18 protein-coding genes are annotated in these 16818 nt (G+C 62.1%); 15 read left to right on the forward strand and 3 right to left on the reverse strand.

Going from position 1 to position 16818, the window contains the following annotated elements; translation table 11 throughout:
* Nucleotides 1-16 precede the first annotated feature (16 nt).
* On the reverse strand, nucleotides 17-1120 hold the full coding sequence (locus LDN75_RS02790) for a substrate-binding domain-containing protein (RefSeq protein ID WP_223935676.1): 1104 nt from the start codon (nucleotides 1118-1120) through the stop codon (nucleotides 17-19).
* A gap of 177 nt (nucleotides 1121-1297) precedes the next feature.
* Between LDN75_RS02790 and LDN75_RS02795 the strand changes: the two genes are divergently transcribed.
* The 3 genes from LDN75_RS02795 to LDN75_RS02805 are packed head-to-tail and all read left to right on the forward strand — an operon-like array spanning nucleotide 1298 to nucleotide 3870.
* Nucleotides 1298-2296, forward strand: coding sequence for a LacI family DNA-binding transcriptional regulator (locus LDN75_RS02795; RefSeq protein WP_223935677.1), 999 nt, complete (start codon nucleotides 1298-1300; stop codon nucleotides 2294-2296).
* Nucleotides 2297-2334: 38 nt separating this feature from the next.
* The gene (locus tag LDN75_RS02800) at nucleotides 2335-2628 is read left to right on the forward strand and encodes a putative quinol monooxygenase (RefSeq protein ID WP_223935678.1); all 294 of its coding nucleotides are present in this window, start codon (nucleotides 2335-2337) and stop codon (nucleotides 2626-2628) included.
* A gap of 30 nt (nucleotides 2629-2658) precedes the next feature.
* On the forward strand, nucleotides 2659-3870 hold the full coding sequence (locus tag LDN75_RS02805) for a phosphatase domain-containing protein (protein WP_223935679.1): 1212 nt from the start codon (nucleotides 2659-2661) through the stop codon (nucleotides 3868-3870).
* A gap of 50 nt (nucleotides 3871-3920) precedes the next feature.
* Here LDN75_RS02805 and LDN75_RS02810 read toward each other — a convergent pair whose 3' ends face one another.
* Nucleotides 3921-5171, reverse strand: a complete 1251-nt coding sequence (locus LDN75_RS02810) for an Nramp family divalent metal transporter (RefSeq protein ID WP_223935680.1) — start codon at nucleotides 5169-5171, stop codon at nucleotides 3921-3923.
* A gap of 184 nt (nucleotides 5172-5355) precedes the next feature.
* On the reverse strand, nucleotides 5356-6453 hold the full coding sequence (locus LDN75_RS02815; protein ID WP_223935681.1) for a LacI family DNA-binding transcriptional regulator: 1098 nt from the start codon (nucleotides 6451-6453) through the stop codon (nucleotides 5356-5358).
* Between the two features lie 182 nt (nucleotides 6454-6635).
* Between LDN75_RS02815 and LDN75_RS02820 the strand changes: the two genes are divergently transcribed.
* From LDN75_RS02820 to LDN75_RS02875, 12 genes are all read left to right on the forward strand, one after another.
* Nucleotides 6636-7502 carry an ABC transporter substrate-binding protein gene (locus tag LDN75_RS02820; RefSeq protein ID WP_223935682.1) on the forward strand — a complete coding sequence of 289 codons (867 nt, stop codon included), beginning with the start codon at nucleotides 6636-6638 and terminating at the stop codon, nucleotides 7500-7502.
* A gap of 124 nt (nucleotides 7503-7626) precedes the next feature.
* Nucleotides 7627-8415, forward strand: a complete 789-nt coding sequence (locus tag LDN75_RS02825) for an amino acid ABC transporter permease (protein ID WP_223935683.1) — start codon at nucleotides 7627-7629, stop codon at nucleotides 8413-8415.
* The gene (locus LDN75_RS02830; protein ID WP_275959799.1) at nucleotides 8412-9212 is read left to right on the forward strand and encodes an amino acid ABC transporter ATP-binding protein; all 801 of its coding nucleotides are present in this window, start codon (nucleotides 8412-8414) and stop codon (nucleotides 9210-9212) included. The genes LDN75_RS02825 and LDN75_RS02830 overlap by 4 nt, the downstream gene beginning before the upstream one ends.
* The gene (locus LDN75_RS02835) at nucleotides 9212-10273 is read left to right on the forward strand and encodes a Gfo/Idh/MocA family oxidoreductase (protein WP_223935684.1); all 1062 of its coding nucleotides are present in this window, start codon (nucleotides 9212-9214) and stop codon (nucleotides 10271-10273) included. Before LDN75_RS02830 ends, LDN75_RS02835 begins: the two co-directional genes overlap by 1 nt.
* 48 nt (nucleotides 10274-10321) lie before the next feature.
* The gene (locus tag LDN75_RS02840; protein WP_223935685.1) at nucleotides 10322-11434 is read left to right on the forward strand and encodes an FAD-binding oxidoreductase; all 1113 of its coding nucleotides are present in this window, start codon (nucleotides 10322-10324) and stop codon (nucleotides 11432-11434) included.
* Between the two features lie 147 nt (nucleotides 11435-11581).
* The gene (locus LDN75_RS02845; protein ID WP_223935686.1) at nucleotides 11582-12028 is read left to right on the forward strand and encodes a DUF1801 domain-containing protein; all 447 of its coding nucleotides are present in this window, start codon (nucleotides 11582-11584) and stop codon (nucleotides 12026-12028) included.
* Nucleotides 12029-12674: 646 nt separating this feature from the next.
* Entirely contained in the window at nucleotides 12675-13229 is a 555-nt protein-coding gene (locus LDN75_RS02850) for a sigma-70 family RNA polymerase sigma factor (RefSeq protein WP_223937461.1), read from the forward strand.
* Complete coding sequence (locus LDN75_RS02855) at nucleotides 13226-14095, forward strand: hypothetical protein (RefSeq protein WP_223935687.1); 870 nt, start codon at nucleotides 13226-13228, stop codon at nucleotides 14093-14095. Before LDN75_RS02850 ends, LDN75_RS02855 begins: the two co-directional genes overlap by 4 nt.
* A gap of 9 nt (nucleotides 14096-14104) precedes the next feature.
* Complete coding sequence (locus LDN75_RS02860) at nucleotides 14105-14530, forward strand: CoA-binding protein (RefSeq protein WP_216922015.1); 426 nt, start codon at nucleotides 14105-14107, stop codon at nucleotides 14528-14530.
* A 64-nt stretch (nucleotides 14531-14594) separates the two neighbouring features.
* A complete protein-coding gene (locus tag LDN75_RS02865) occupies nucleotides 14595-15503 on the forward strand; it encodes a polysaccharide deacetylase family protein (RefSeq protein WP_223935688.1) in 909 nt (302 codons plus the stop codon).
* A 24-nt stretch (nucleotides 15504-15527) separates the two neighbouring features.
* The gene (locus LDN75_RS02870; protein ID WP_223935689.1) at nucleotides 15528-15938 is read left to right on the forward strand and encodes an MmcQ/YjbR family DNA-binding protein; all 411 of its coding nucleotides are present in this window, start codon (nucleotides 15528-15530) and stop codon (nucleotides 15936-15938) included.
* Between the two features lie 118 nt (nucleotides 15939-16056).
* Nucleotides 16057-16683 (forward strand): hypothetical protein, encoded by a 627-nt coding sequence (locus tag LDN75_RS02875; RefSeq protein ID WP_223935690.1) that lies wholly within the window; start codon nucleotides 16057-16059, stop codon nucleotides 16681-16683.
* Nucleotides 16684-16818 lie beyond the last annotated feature (135 nt).

The following is a 16818-nucleotide window of genomic DNA, read 5'->3' on the forward strand; positions in this document are numbered from 1 at the left end:
TAGGTTGCTCCTGAACTTACTTGCCCCAGCAGATCTGGGACGCCTCAGTGGTGGTGATGCTCTTCACGCCGTCGACGGGCTTGTCCGTGACGAGCTCGACACCGGTGTTGAAGAAGTCCAGGCCCTCGGAGTTGGCAGGCTTCTTGCCGGTCTTTGCGAGGTCAACGATGGCCTTGACTCCAAGCTCGGCCATCTTCACCGGGTACTGCTGTGCGGTGGCGCCGATCACGCCGGACTTGACGTTGTTCACGCCTGAGCAGCCGCCATCAACGGAGACGATCAGGGCGTCTTTTTCCTTGCCTGCGGATTTCAGTGCTTCGAAGGCACCGGCAGCGGCAGGCTCGTTGATCGTGTAGACGACGTTGATGTTGGGGTTCTTGGCCAGCAGGGTTTCCATGGCGGTACGTCCGCCGTCTTCGGCGCCTTGGGAGGCCTGGCTGCCGACGATTTCGTACTCGCCGCCCTTGCCGCCGGTGTACTTGCCCGTCTTGGCTTCGTCGCCGTTCTTCTTCTTATCGGCAGTGTCGATGCCCAGTCCAGTCAGGAAGCCCTGGTCACGGTTATAGTCAACGGACACAACCTTGTCATCGAAGAGGTCCACGAGTGCGATCACAGCCTTCTTGCCCGCCAGCTGCTGGGCGGTCCACTTGCCGATCAGCTCACCGGCGGCAAAGTTGTCCGTAGCAAACGTGATGTCAGCGGCATCGGCGGGGTCCGGCGGGGTATCCAGGGCGATCACGAACAAGCCGGCGTCCTTGGCCTTCTTCAAGGCATCCACTACCGACGGACCGTTGGGCGTGATGAGAATTCCCTTGTCGCCCTTGGAGATCGCGTTTTCAATGGCCTGGATCTGGGTGTCTTCGTCGCCGTCGGCCTTGCCTGCGGCAAGCTTGAGATCAACGCCGTCCGCCGCGGCAGCCTTCTTGGCGCCATCCTGCATCGACACAAAGAACGGGTTGGACGTGGTCTTCACGATCAGCGAAACGCCGATCTTTTCATTGGTGTTTCCGCTGGACGAGGGCGTGGAACCGCCGCCGCATGCTGTGAGGCTTAGTGCGCCCAGGGTCAGGACTGCACCAGCGGCAAGAAGGCGGGTCTTGGCCGATTTGGAACTCAACATTGAAACTCCTGTTTTTTGTGGCTGCTCATGGCGAGTGATTCCCCCATGACAACGTTGTCAGGTAACATGTAACCAATCTCACACGGTGCAGTCAAGTGTTAATTGAAGTTGAGGAGTAGTTCGTTGACAACGATGTCTAATCGTTACCAACCCGATTCTGTGCGCAAGCCCCCCACCATGAAAAACGTCGCAGACCTTGCCGGGGTGGGCATCAAGACGGTCTCAAGAGTGGTGAACGACGAACCCGGCGTTTCGGAGGAAACGCGGCAAAAGGTCCTCCGGGCAACGGAGCAGCTGCAGTACCACCTGGACATCACAGCCGGCAGCCTGAAACGCTCCGGCCGCAAGACCCAATCCATAGGATTGTTGCTTCCGAGTGTGTCCAACCCCTTCAGCGGCGAGATCCACCGCGCGATGGAAGACGCTTTGGCTGTGCGGGGAATCGCCGTGTTCGCTTCAAGCCTGGATGACGATCCGGACCGCGAAAGGAAGCTGATTTCGGCTTTCCTGGGGCGCCGCGTTGATGGACTTGTGCTGACCACCATCGCCAAGAGCCAGGCGTACATGATCCCGGAACACTCACGGGACATGCCCTTGGTGTTCATCGACCGCGAGCCCGTGGGGATCGAGGCAGATGCGGTAGTCACGGACAACGAGGTGGGCGCCGCGACGGCAGCCGCGCATCTCATCACGCATGGCCACACCAAACTGGCCTACCTTGGGGACCGGACCGATATCCAGACTGCCGTGAAACGGCGCACAGGTTTCCTGGACGAGATCGGCAGGTCCGGCATCGCGACCTCCACGGTTGCGGTCCGCGAGAATCTCCACGACGAGGAAACGGCCCTCCGGGCTGCACGCGAACTGCTCACTTCGGAGAACCCACCGACGGCGATCTTCTCCAGTCAGAACCTGGTGACATTCGGTGCCATGCGGGCGCTGAAATCCCTCGGGTTGCACCATAAAGTTGCCTTGGTCGGATTTGACGACTTCACCCTGGCCGACATGATGGAGCCCGGAGTCACCGTGATTGCCCAGCACCCTGAACGCATCGGAAAGCTCGCTGCCGAGAGGATCCTTGCAAGGATCGACGGCGACAACCGCGCACCGCAAACCTATATCGTCCCAACAGAACTCATCCCCAGGGGCTCCGGCGAGATACTGCCCCCGAACTAACCAAAAGCAATCCCACTCAACCGACCAAAGGACCGGACATGACCAAAACCTTGTACGCAGAATTCACCGTCAAGGAAGGCAGCGAAACCAGAGTCGCTGAAATGATGGCAGAACTCACCGGACACGTCCGCAACGAACCCGGCAACGTCACCTTCCTGCCCTACACCCGCGAAACCAATCCACGGGAATATTTCGTGTTCGAGGTCTACCGCGACGAGGAAGCCTTCCAGGAACACATCAGCGCGGAATACGGCCAAAAGTTCAACGCCGAGCTTGCCCAACACATTGAAGGTGACGGCTCCGTCCTCACCTGGCTCACGCCCGCATCGTAGCCTTACGCCAGGCCGTGCCAGACTGGACGCATGTTTCCCCGTCCTGAGAAGCCGCGCATTGTGTCCAAGAGCGACGACCAGCCCCCGACGCCGGGAAGCGACCCGACGCCCGAAAGCGACCCGACGCCCGGAAGCGGCCCGACGCCCGGAAGCGGCCCGACGCAGGGAAGCGACCCGACGTCCGAAAGCGACAAGGGCCGTCATCTCGCCGTCAGGCTCGACGACGCGTGGCTGAGGTTCCAGACTCGCCTCGCCATCCGCCGGGGTCGGGTTGAAACGGTCATCCCGTACACCGGCTACGGCACTACTTCCTGGGTCCGGGTGCTGGCGCGCGTTGTCCGCAGCGACCCGCGGGACGCCGCAGGTCATGCCAATCCCTTGCAGGAGAGCATGCGCGGCTGGCGGAACTTCATCAGCGCGCCCGTAGCGCATGCAACCGTGCAGGTAACCATTGCAGGCACCGTCCATGACGTCGAAGCCGATCGTGGAGGCGTCGTCGATGTGCGCATTGAGGCAGCTCTGAACCCTGGCTGGCACACGATCACCCTGCAATCCGGGAGTTCCAGGGTCCTTGAGGCTCCGGTGGAAATCGTGGCTGATGACGCGGACTTCGGGGTGGTCTCCGATATCGATGACACCGTGATGGTGACCGCCTTGCCCCGCCCCTTCCTGGCGGCCTGGAACACCTTCGTGCTCAATGAGCACGCACGCACACCGACGCCAGGCATGGCCGTCCTGTACGAGCGGATTGCCCGGACGGCACCAACGGCGCCCGTGGTGTACCTGTCCACCGGGGCCTGGAACGTAGCGCCCACGTTGTCACGGTTCCTGTCCCGTAATCTGTACCCCGCAGGGCCGAAGCTCTTGACTGACTGGGGACCGACACCGGACCGCTGGTTCCGCAGCGGCCAGGAGCACAAGCGCACTTCCCTGGAGCGCTTGGCTGAAGAATTCCCCGGCATCAAATGGCTGCTTGTAGGCGACGACGGACAGCACGACGAAGCCATCTACTCCGAGTTCGCACATCGCCACCCGCAGAACGTCAGGGCGATCGCCATCCGGCAGCTCTCAGTGGGTGAAGCGGTGCTCGCCGGCGGTAGGTCGAAGACCGGGGGACAGCCAACGCCGGGAATCCCTTGGATCTATGCTCCGGACGGTGCCGGGATGTCAGCACAGCTTGAGGAACTGGGCATCATCCAGAGCACCGTGCGCTCCGCCGACGAGCCGGAGCAAGGCGACTGAAGTGCGGGGCGAAGGATGGCGTCGGGGGCCGGTTGGTCCGGCCATTAGTGTCAGGACTGACCGCTGAAAGTCAGTGTTATCAGCACGATGTTCAGGCCAACGATCAACGTGGCACTCGTCCATCCGGCGATTTTAAGGGGCTTGGAATCGGTGTGGATGCCCATGACATCGCGCTTGCCCGTCAGCCGGATCAGCGGGATTAGTGCGAACGGGATACCGAAGCTGAGCAGCACCTGGCTCAGCACCAACGCCAGCGTTGGTTCGATGCCGGCACCCAGAATGATCAAGGCTGGGATCAGCGTGATCACCCGGCGGGTGAGTAGGGGGATACGGACCTTCAGCAGACCACCCATGATGGTGGCGCCGGCGTAGCAACCTACCGACGTTGACGCCAGTCCCGAGGCCAGCAGCCCGATCGCGAAGATGACGCCGACGGCGGGACCGAGGGCGGATGTGACTGCGGCATGGGCGCCGGCGATCGTGTCGGTCCCCTCGATGCCGCGAAGGCTGGAGGCGGCCAGCAGCAGCATGGAAATGTTCACCACGCCGGCCAGCAGCAAGGCACCGATGACGTCCACGCGCGTGGCCCGGATGAGGCGGGTTCGCACGGATGGGTCCTCCGAGAATCCATGCCGGTCCCTGGCCAGGGCGGAGTGCAGGTAGATCGCGTGGGGCATCACTGTGGCGCCGAGCATGCTCGCCGCCAGCAGGACAGTGTCGGTGCCCTCAAAGCGGGGCAGTAGCCCGCCCACAGCGGCCCCGCCGTCGGGTGGGTTGACGAACAATCCCGACATGAAGCCGACTGCGATGATCCCCAGCAACACCAAAATCGCGTACTCGAAGGACCGCTGACCACGGTGGGACTGCAGGGCCAGAAGCACCATGGACGCGAGGCCAATAATCACACCACCGGCCAGCAGGGGGAGTCCAAAAAGCAGGTTCAAGGCAACGGCGCCGCCGATTACCTCGGCCATGTCCGTGGCCCCGGCGACGATCTCGGCCTGCGCCCAGTACAGGCGGCGACGTTTCGTCCCCAACCGTTTGCCCAGGATCTCTGGAAGGCTCAAGCCCGTGGCGAGGCCCAGCTTGGCTGACTGGTACTGGACAAGGACTGCCATCGCGTTGGCCACAACGAGGACCCACACCAGCAGGTATCCGTAGTTGGCGCCTGCGGTCAGGTTCGCGGCAACGTTCCCCGGGTCCACGTACGCGATGGCAGCCACGAAAGCCGGTCCGAGCAGCAGTAGCCGAGACCAGACCCTGCCTGGTGCGGGTCGTAGTTGGAGCGTGGGTACGGCCATCACTGTTCCTCGTCCTCGGGGTGTCTTGATACGAGGATAACCGAAAGTTAGGCATGCCGAAAAGTGAGATTTAGGTATGCCAAGTTGCGCTAGGGGAAGTGTTGGGCGTGCTTGCCCCGCCCCGAAGTCCGGCGAAGTCCGGCAAGTTGGGTTTCCCGCAGCCGCGCAAGTGGATTTGTACTCGCTAGCCGCCCGCCTGGCTGAGCACCCCGGCGTCCCTCGGCGAACCGACTGAGCCGCGTCGCACGAGCCGCGCCTCCAACGGCGGCCCGGCTGGCGAGGAAGATTTCCTGCCCTCAATCTGCCGGATCAACGCGGTGGCGGCAGCCATTCCCATGTCGTAGACGGGCTGCGCGATGACGGTGAGCGGGGGAGTGGTCAGACGGGTCCACGCGAAATCGTCGTACATGAGCAGGGACACATCCGATGGGATGGAGAGGCCCGATTCCTGGATGGCCTCCACAACGCTCAAGGCGATCAGGCCGTCCGAGGCAATAATGGCAGTGGCAGCATCAGGTCCTTGCAGCAGCTCACGGGTAATTCGCATGATCGAATCCGCGTCGCCGGCATTCAGCCGCACCAGGTCTGTCGGCTGGCTGAGGCCCTCTTCTGCGAAGGCGCGGCGGATCCCCTCAAGGCGGTCCGATATTTGCGAGGAATCCAGGGGCATTCCCGCCTGGTAGGGGCCGTCTGTCCGAACCGTCGAGACGAACGCGATGCGTCGATGGCCTGCCTCGATGAGGTACTTGGTGGACTCGTAGGAGATGGTGCCCATGTCCACGGCAAACGTCTCGACGTCGAGGCCATCGGCGGCGCGGTCCAACAGGACCAGCGGCCGCCCGGAGTCGCGGACCTGTTTCAAGTGCGAGGTTTCCACTGATGAAGCGGGAGCAACGATGAGCCCATCAACCCGCTTATCCAGAAGCACCTGGACGGCGTCCACCTCGGCGGCCCGTTCTTCGTCGGTGTTGATCAGGATGACGTTGTAACCGCTCTTCTTCGCCGTATCGGTGATGCCTCTGGTGGCCAGGCCGAAGTGCGGGTTTTCGATATCGCCCACCACCACGCCAATGGTGTTGGATTTGCCCGTGTTCATGCTACGCGCAAGCTCATTGGGGCGATAGCCAAGCTCTTCGGCTGCGGCGAGAACCCGTTCCCGAACGTCCTCGCTGACGGCGCCGTAGTTGCCCAGTGCGCGCGCGGCCTGGGCTTTGGAGACCTGGGCGGCTTTGGCGACGTCGGCAACCGTTACGTCCCGCCGTCGGGATCCATCAGTGCTCATGTTCACCTTTCAGAAGTGGTGTTGACGCGGCTTGTGACTTCCGCTACATTTCAATCAATCGATGTGAGTCCGGTCTCAATCTTAGGGACTGAGACCGGACTCAGCAAGACCTGACATCGAGTAAGACCCCAAAAAGCGGCCCAAGACAGCACCGCTGGCCCTCCCCACGATTGGACAACGCTGTGATCAAACTGAACTTCCGCCCGGCAGCCCTCGCAGCAGCAGCCTTGGCGGCCATCCTCGCCCTTTCCGGCTGTGGTGGATCGTCCGCCGGAACCTCAAGCTCGGCCGAGAACCCCTATGGCCTGATCGAACCCGGCACCATCCGCGTCGCCAGCCTGGGCGACTCCAAGCCCTACACCTTCACGGATGGCTCGGGTAATTTCACGGGCTTTGATGTGGAACTCTTCAAAGATGTAGCCCACCGTGCGGGCGTAGACAAGGTTGTCTTCACCGGCCAGGACTTCTCCGGACTGCTCGCAGCCGTATCCAATGGCCAATTCGACGTCGGCGTCGCGGCCATTGGCATCACGGACAAGCGCAAGGAAACTGTTGACTTCTCCGACGGTTACCTGGCTGGCTACCTGACGGTCATCACCACCAAGACATCCGGAATCAAGGACGTGAACGGTCTCTCCGGCAAGCGCCTGGGCGTCGTCCAGGGAACCCTGCAGGAAGCCTACGCCGTCAAGAACTTCACGTCGGCCCAGCTGGTCCGCTTCCCGGACAACAACACCGCAATCTCTGCGGTCAACAGCGGTTCGGTGGACGCCCACTTCCTGGACTACGAGGCAGCCAAGGCCTACCAGGAACAGTTCGGACTGGTCAGTGCAGCCGACATCCCGTCCTTCGACGCCCCGGCTGGCTTTGCCATCGCGAAGAACAAGCCCGCCTTCAAGGAAGCCTTGAACAAGGGCCTGGCCGCGGCAATGGAGGATGGCACGTGGAAGAAGCTCTACCAGAAGTGGTTCCCCGGCTCGCCGATGCCGGAGCAGTACCTGCCCAAGGCTGAGCAGACCTCCAGCCCGTCCCCGACGGCTGCCAAGTAACGCGGCGCCGCACCCAACAACAGCGCCGTACCCAAAGAACAGCGCCGTACCCAAACAACAGCCGGGCGGGCCGCACCCAGCCCGCCCGGCAATCCGAAAACCAACAAACGTCTGAGAGCATTCAATGGATTGGCTCAATACCATCAGCCGCACATTCTTCGATGTCGATTCGATGATCGAAGTACTGCCCCAACTCCTGGGAGTTGGACTCCTCAACACCCTGATCATCTCCATCGCAGCAACCATCCTCGGCGTAGTGATGGGCATGGTGGTGGCTGTCATGGGGATCTCACGGTCCAAATGGCTGCGTATTCCGGCTCGGATCTACACGGACCTCTTCCGTGGCCTGCCCGCAATCCTCACCATCCTCCTGATAGGCCAAGGCTTTGCCCGGTTCAGCCAGTCCGTGTTTGGACCCTCGCCGTACCCGCTGGGAATCATCGCACTGAGCCTGATCGCCAGCGCCTATATCGGAGAAATCTTCCGTGCCGGCATCCAGAGCGTGGACAAAGGCCAAGGCGAGGCATGCCGCGCATTGGGCATGAGCTACTCCAAGTCAATGGCCCTGGTAGTGGTGCCACAAGGGGTACGCCGTGTGCTGCCTGCCCTGGTGAACCAGTTCATTGCGATCGTCAAAGACTCCTCATTGGTCTACTTCCTTGGCCTGCTGGTCAGCGAACGTGAACTGTTCCGTGTGGGCCAGGATGCCGCAGTACTCTCAGGCAATCTCTCGCCGCTGGTCATGGCAGGGATCTTCTACTTGGTGATCACAGTGCCACTGACCCACCTGGTTAATTACTTCGACAACAAGTTCCGCACCGGTCGCCGCCGTCCCACAGCCCCAACCAGCGGGCTGAAGGAAGTCAAGGAACTCGACGCGGCATCGCCGCTCATCACCGGGAGCAACACGTGAACCTCACAAGCAACAGCAGCAGCACCGCTAGTGCCAGCGCAAACAAAACCGCCCCAGACATCGAAAAGTTCCACGGCTCCAGCCTGGAACTGCGGAACCTGACCATGGCATACGGCGACGTCGAGGTACTTCGCAACGTCAGCCTCACCGTAGCTCCGGGCACCACCACATGCATCATCGGTCCGTCCGGTTCCGGCAAGTCCACACTCCTTCGCGGCGTCAACCGCTTGCACGAACCCAAGAGCGGGGATGTGCTTCTGGCCGGCGAAAGCGCCCTCAAGGTCAAGCCGGACATCCTCCGCGCCCGCATCGGCATGGTGTTCCAGCACTTCAACCTCTTCCCTGACCACACAGCCCTGGAAAATGTGGCCCTCGCCCTGTGGAGCGTCAAGGGAATGTCCAAGAAGGAGGCGCGGGAACGCGCCCAACGCCGGCTCGCCGAAGTGGGCCTCGCCGAACGCGCCGACCACCGGCCACGTGACCTCTCCGGCGGTCAGCAGCAACGCGTCGCCATCGCCCGGGCCCTCGCCATGGAACCCGAAGTCATGCTCTTCGACGAAGCCACCAGTGCCTTGGATCCGGAACTCGTCAAGGGTGTCCTGAACCTCATGGCGGGCCTCGGCCGTCGCGGGATGACCATGCTGGTGGTCACGCACGAGATGGGCTTTGCCCGCAAGGTTGCTGATCAAGTGGTCTTCATGGATGAAGGCGAAGTGGTGGAGGTCGGCACCCCGGCCGAGCTCTTTGACAACCCGCGTAGCGAACGCCTGCAGCGCTTCCTTTCGGAAGTCCTGTAATGGGCGCGAATCCTGTGATCGGCCAGGTAACAGCGGCACCCATCCGGACCGCCGTCGTCGGGTTTGGCGTCTCCGGAAAAGTCTTCCACGCCCCGCTGATCGCAGCGGATAAGAACTATTCGCTGGACGTCATCGTGACGGCGGACCCGGAGCGTGCCACCGAAGCCGCGCGCCTCTACCCTCAGGCGCGGATAGTGCCCACTCCGGAGGAGATGTTCGCACAGGCAGGCGACCTCGATCTCGTCGTTCTGGGAACGCCGCCACTTACTCACCTCGAACTTGGGGCCACGGCCATCGCGTGCGGCCTGAACGTCGTGGTGGACAAGCCCTTCGTCACCACGGTGGCCCACGGCGAGGAACTGGCCGGGCGCGCGTCCGACGCCGGTGTGCAGCTAACGGTCTTCCAGAACCGCCGGTGGGACGCCGACTTCCTGACGTTGCGGAAACTTTTGCGCGACGGCGCACTGGGAGAGGTGCGGACATTTGAGTCCCGTTTTGAATGGTGGCGCCCGGAAGGCTTCGGAAACTGGCGCGATACATCAACCCTGGCCGAGGGCGGTGGCATCCTTCATGACCTCGGCGCCCACTTGATCGACCAAGCCATCCAGCTGTTCGGGCCTGTGGAGGAGAGCTACGGCGAGACCGCAAGCCACGGTCCGTATCCAGCCGCGGCGGACACCGAGGCCTTCGTGTCCCTGCTCCATGAATCCGGCGTGCGGTCCCGGCTATGGATGAACGGCATGGCGGCCCAGGTTGGCCCAAGGTTCCATGTCCTCGGATCAAAAGCCGCGTACACCAAGTGGGGACTGGACAGTCAGGAACCCGCGCTCGCAGCTGGGGTCACTCCGTCGGACGCCTCTTATGGCACCGAACCCCAGGAGTCTTGGGGGCTTCTGGGAGTGGACGGTTCAGCTAAACCCGTTCCCGCAGAAAAGGGCGCGTACCCACAGTTCTACACCGGGCTCGCAGCCTGCCTTCGTGGGCAAGGCCCGCTTCCCGTAGCGCCGGCCGAGGCGCTGGAAACCCTCAAAATCATCGAAAGCATCCACGCCTTCGCGTAAGCAAGTGCGTCCCAAGCACCCACAAGCACATCAAAGAAAGGGAGAGCTATGTCCTCCATCAAGCACGTCGCCGTCATCGGGGGCGGCATCCTGGGCGTTTCCACCGCCGTTCACTTGCTCCGCGGGGGAGCTTCAGTCACGCTGCTGACTGAACAAGGCCTGGCCAGCGAGGCCACGGGCCGATCACTTTCCTGGCTCAACTCCGCAGGCGAGAGGTCCACCCCCTACCACCAGCTGCGGGTTGCCGGCGTCGACCGGTACCGGACGCTGTTCGCCGCAGATCCCAGCCGCGAGTGGCTTCAGTTCGGCGGAGGCCTCATGTGGAACGCCGCAGGCAAGCGCGAAGTAACCGAGGCCCGCCATGCTTACGAGCAGTCGATTGGCTACGACTCCAAGCTTCTGGCCCCTGAAGAAATCGCATCAGTAACGCCCGGAATCGACGCCAGTGCTGTTCCCGAGAACGCCATTTTCAACCCGGGCGAAGGCTGGGTCAGCCTGCCGGACCTGGTCAACTTCCTGATGGAGGAATTCCACGCCCTCGGCGGCCAGCTCATCCTCAACGCCGGAAAAGTCCAGGTGACGCTCGACGGCGGCAAGGCCACCGGCGTCGAGACTGCTTCCGGCCAGACCTATCCAGCCGATGCCGTCCTCGTGGCATGCGGCGCAGCAACGCCCGCCGTCGTGAAGCCACTCGGTGTGGAAATCCCCAATGGTTCCCCGGTCTCCATGCTGGTGGTCACCAAGCCTGTGGAGCACCAGGTGAAAGCAGTGATGAATACGCCACGTGCCGCCGTCCGTCCCAACCCGGGCAACACGTTCGCCCTGGACCACGACTGGTACGAAGACCGGATCACCGAACACGCCGATGGTTCTTTCAGCATTCCCGACGAGGTTGTACAGGAACTGGCCGACGAATCCTCCAAGCTGATTGCCGGCAACCCGGAACTCAAGCCTGCCTCCTGGAAGATTGGCTACAAGCCCATACCCGGCGACGGTGAGCCCGTCTTCGGTGAACTGGGCCAAGTACCTGGCTGTTTCGTAGCGTTCACGCACTCGGGCGCCACGTTGGGACTCATTGCAGGTGAACTGTTGTCCGGAGAGATCCTAACCGGCAACAAGCACCCCATGCTGGCAACCTTCCGGCCGGGACGTTTCTCCTAGCTGCTACCGCTTGGAAAGCCGCCCCAAAAGGCTCCTGGCCGGAGGAGGTCCTGAAGCTCATTGAGCAGTTTCGGAGAAGCCCGCTTGTGGGCAGCGACCTATGGTTGAAATATCCGAAAAGATTTCCAGCAGCGAGAGGGGCCTGTCATGGCTGAGACCGGAACCGCCAAGTCCTACGACGGATTCACCGCGGACGAACGCGCCGCGATGAAGGAGCGTGCGCAAGAACTCAAGAAGACCTCGAACAGGAAGGCTTCAAAGGCCGACGGCGAGAGCGACGTCCTGGAAAAGATCGCCGAGATGCCGCCAGCGGATAAGGCCATCGCGCAGCGACTTCATGCGCTCGTGAGGGAGCATGCGCCGGAGCTTTCCCCGAAGACTTGGTACGGAATGCCGGCGTATGCCAAAGACGGGAAGAACATCGTCTTCTTCAAGAGCGCCGACAAGTTCAAGAGCAGGTATGCCACCCTCGGCTTTGAAGAGAGTGCAATGTTGGACGACGGCAGCATGTGGCCAACGTCGTACGCACTGACGGAGCTCACCCCGGACGTTGAAGCCAGGATCGTCGAGCTCATCAAGAGGGCGGTCGGCTAGCGGAGCTGAACCGGCGACGACGGCGGTCACCTTGGTAGGTGACCGCCGTCGTCGTAGGTGTCTAAGTCCTGAACGCGCCTAACTTGGCGGTTGGTTGGGCTGATCTGGTTGATGCGTTGGATCAGGATGTGGTGGCACGGGACCAGGATCCGGAACCGGAAGCGGTCCGGGCGTCGGATTCGGACTCGGAATGGGGCTGGGCGGGAACGGGGTAGTGGGATCCGGTGGTGGCGGGACCGGTCCCGGGTCCGGCGGAAACGGCTCAGGTTCGTGAGTTGGAGGAAGCGTCATCATCTCTCCTTTGGAACTCGGTATTGGTCTTTTTCAGCGTAGTGATTATGCGGGCAGAGTCCATAGCCCACTGCCCGCATGGATGCGCCACAAAAAAGTCCTAAAAAAGTTCGTACCCTGCGTAACCCTTGGGCGTCCCCCGACGATTACGTCTTTGAAAGGGTCGAGCTGGAATTTGTCCCCCATCATGTTCCAGCTCGGCCCTTCTCTGTCCTGATGAGATTTTGAGGGACATTGTGGGCCGTCCTTGGGGCGGCCCGGTTGAGCAGATACCCTTGGTGGGTTGCCCGTCGAGCAAAGGCGGATGACCTGGCTCCAAGCCCCGGACCTGCCGCCGATCGAAAGTCTCTTCACTGTGACCGACGCATTGACCGACGAAGCGCTTCATGCACTCAAGGGCAATAACGCGGAACTGTTCAGCGCCGTCTACCAGGCGTACGCCGGACCGGTCCTCGGCTACCTGACCGCTAAAGGGGTGTCAGATCCCGAGGCCATCACACAGGATGTGTTCCTGGCTGTCCTGCCCCGTTTGGACGACATCAGGGGAGGAGCAGGCGGACTACGGACTTTTGTTTTTTCGGTGGCACACGCCCGCATGGTGGATGAGCATCGGAAGCAAAGCAGGGCCCCGGAACACCACGAGTTCGAGCCCGAGCGCGATACCCGCGAGTCAAGCTCCGCGGAGTCTGAGGCAATGGGCCTGCTGGCTCCCCAAGAGGTCATGAAACTCCTGGATACCCTCAGGGACGATCAGCGGGAGGTCCTGGCCCTCCGGATCGTGGCAGGACTCACGGTGGAACAGGTGGCCGACATCATGGGGAAATCCGCCGGCGCTGTAAAGCAACTGCAGCGCAGGGCTTTGATGGCGCTCCGTGAGCATTCGGCAGTAAAGGAATACGTGTCCTCATGACATACAGGGATATGGAACGCGAAGTTGTCGTCGACGAGCTTTTGCTCGACGCCGAGCTCACTGGCGCGCCCGACGTTCGGCAGGCACTGCTCTCCATCCGTTCCTTCGCGAACCTTCCGGCACCGGCCCCCAATGCGGCACTGGCCGCGATGCTCGCTGGACCGCATGATGAAGTCAGCAAGCGCCGTTGGCGCCGCAAGCACCGCACGGCTGTGGTCAGCGTGGCTGTGGTCGCGGCTATGGGGCTTGGCGTGAGTGGTGTGGCCGCGGCCAGTTCCGGCTTCACCCGTACGCCTGCGTTCGTCAATGAACTGCTGGGCAATTTCGTTCCGCCGTGGTCCGCCGCAGTGCCGGTGCTGCCCACGCCGGATGCCCCGAAAGTCAGCACGGAACCAGCACCTGCCGTGGATCCCGCAGCCGTCCCGCTAGCAAGCGAATCACGTGCTGCCGCGCCAGCCCGGCAAGCCGATGAGTCTGCGGGGACTTCCCTGCCGGTCCAGACCCGGGGGCAGCAGGCAGCGACTGAAGCGCAGGCGGCCGACGTCGAAAACGTCCCGGCGGCTCCCGGCGCAACTGCGGCCCAGCCACCTCGAAACGCCCAGCCACCCCGAAACGACGAGGCGACGCCGGCAGAGGCGAAGCTCGGTGCGGGAGCGCTCCAGCAGGCAAAAAGCAGCCAGAACGTGCCAACGCTCCCTGACGTTGCCAATCCGAGCGTCCCGGCGACTACAACGGCCAAACCCGCACCCGCCCACGGTAAAAAACCAAGCCAGGCACTCCCATCGTTGAACGAGAAGCCGACTGATGAACAATTCCAGTCCTTCGTGGACAAACTGAAGCATTGGTTGAGGGGCACGGGACACTAAGCTTGCGTCATGATGCATGTCAACGATCCGGCCGTGGTGGAACGATTGATGCGAACAAAAGGATGCTGGGCCATCGTAGGGCTTAGCAACAATGAGTGGCGCTCCGCATATGACGTCTCACTGTACGTTCGGGACCGCATGGGCATGGAGATCATCCCCGTGAACCTCAAGGGCGAGGATGTCCATGGCGAAAAGGGCTACAAGTCCCTCGCGGATATCCCTGCTGAGAAGCACCCTATCGACGTCGTGGACTGCTTCGTCAACTCGCAGCGGGTGGGTGCTGTTATCGATCAGGCGATCGCCATCGGCGCGAAGGCTGTGTGGCTGCAGCTGGGGGTCTTTGACGACGACGCCGTACAGCGCGCCAGGGATGCAGGTCTGGACGTCGTGGTCAATTCCTGCCCGGCACGTGAAGGCTGGCATTACGGCTTGTAATCCCCAGGGTGATTCCTTTGCTAATCTGCAGCTGACTCATTCTTTTTAGCCTTAGGGGACGGCCATGTGTGGCGACCATTCAGCGGTGCCCATCTCCACGCCAGCTTTCCAACCAGCCCGACGCGCCGTGCTGGGGGTTTTTGGCGCTTCGCTCGTTGCCGGACTGAGTGCCTGCGCTGCACCGGAAAGCTCGACGCCGGAGCTGCCGCACGGTTCCGCGTCTGCATCGCCCGAGGTGCCGGGCCCGAATGGCGGGCTGTCGGCCGGGGGTGAGGTGCCGCCGTCGAATAGTGCAACCCCAACGAACAGTGCACCCCCAACCCCAAGGCCGACCAAACGGATCCGCCGCACCTTCATTCCGGACTACCAGCTGCCACCGATCGTCGGTGGCCTGGCACCTGTGATCACCAAGATCGAAACCAAGCATCCGGTAGTGTTCCTGACCATCGATGACGGCAACATCAAGACGCCGGAATCGGTCAAGCTCATGACCGACTACGACTACCCGGCTTCCCTGTTCCTGACCAGGGACACCATTGCGGACAACCCCGCTTTCTTCGACGCCTTCCGGGTCCAAGGCAGCCTGGTGGAGAACCACACCGTCACGCACAACATCAACATGGTGCGGCAGTGGGGGTACCAGCAGCAGCTGAACGACATTGTGGGCATGCAGGAGTACGCCTTTCAGCACTACGGCCGCCGTCCTACGCTGTTCCGGCCCCCGGGCGGAGCTTACTCCAACGTCATGCGGCAGGCGGTTGCGGCTGCTGGAATGAAGGCGATCATCACGTGGGAAGCTAAAGCCAACGCCGGAAAGATGGACTACCAGGTGGGTAACTCACTGCGTCCCGGTGACATCGTGCTGATGCATTTCCGTGCCGAGTTTGCCGCGGACCTCGCTGCATTCCGTGCTGCACAGCTGGCCGCGGGACTGGAAGTCGTGCTGCTGGAGGACTTCCTGGGCGTGGCGTAGGCCTGCCCGGGTAATCTCACCTCCATGGATGTTTCCCAGCTCCGCCAGATCTGCCTGGGCTTTCCCGGGGCTTTTGAAGACTTCCCGTTCGGACCTGAAACGTCCGTGTTCAAGGTGCGGGCCGCCGTCGCGGGTGGAGCCCGGCACGAGGCCAAGATGTTCGCGCTCTCCGCGATGGATCCCGGCAACTGGTCCGTGAGCCTCAAATGCGAGCCTGCGTTGGCCGAGCAACTCCGCGCAGCCCATCCCGAGATCACAGGTGCCTGGCATATGAACAAGACGCATTGGAATGGCGTCCGGCTGGATGGGTCCCTCCCCGATGACATGATCCGGGACATGGTGGAGGACTCCTATGATCTGGTGGTGGCTACGCTCAGCCGCAAGCAGCAGGAACAGCTCGGCTGGGCACGGCTCGCCAATCGCCCCGGCATCTGAAACGGCAACCTGACCCCGGACTGACACGGCCCCAAACCCTCTCCCCACGCCGTTGACATGGGGCTACATTGATAGTGCAAGCCAACGGGCGCAGCGGAGGCTGGTCAGGAGCGGGTTGATGCTGGATCAGGGAACTTTGGACCACTTATGGAACTTTGGCGATCCGGCAGCATCTGAGGCCAGGTTCCGGGCAGCCATGCTGGAGGAAATTTACGACGCCGATGAGCGGGCCGAGTTGGCAACACAGCTTGGGCGGGCCATCAGCCTGCAGGGCCGTTTCGAGGAAGCCGACGCTCTGCTGGACGGAATCGATGGCGATGAACCCACCGTGGGTGTACGCGTCCTCCTGGAGCGTGGACGCGTTTTGAATGCCGGCGGACACGCAGCGATGGCCGTGCCGCTCCTTGAACAGGCTGCGGAGCTGGCTGACCACCTTGGTGAGGAATTCCTGGCCGTGGACGCACTGCACATGCTCTCGATTGCGGACGTAGCCCACGCCGAAGCCTGGATGCGGAGCGCCCTGGAATACGCATCCACGGCCCATCATGAGCGAACCAAGCGATGGATGATTGCTTTGCACACAAGCCTCGGCTGGTTTCTGCACGGTAACGGGCGCTTCACGGAAGCCTTGGTGGAGTTCCAATTGGCCGAACAATGGGCGGAACGACTGGGAACTGAGCGGCAAAGGCTCCTCGCCCGGGAAGCGATTACCGAGTGTGGAAAAGCCCTCGCGGAGGGTCCGTAGAAAGATCACGCTTTGACAAATGTTGATCGAAAGTACCGAGAAATATTGATTTTCGATCATTCGTGGTGAAGTATGTCACACGAAGGTTGGCGCTGCAGAGTGGCCAACCCAGACTGTCCGACTTTCCGGCCGCCT

The sequence above is a fragment of the Arthrobacter sp. StoSoilB5 genome (assembly GCF_019977235.1).
Classification (GTDB): Bacteria; Actinomycetota; Actinomycetes; order Actinomycetales; family Micrococcaceae; genus Arthrobacter.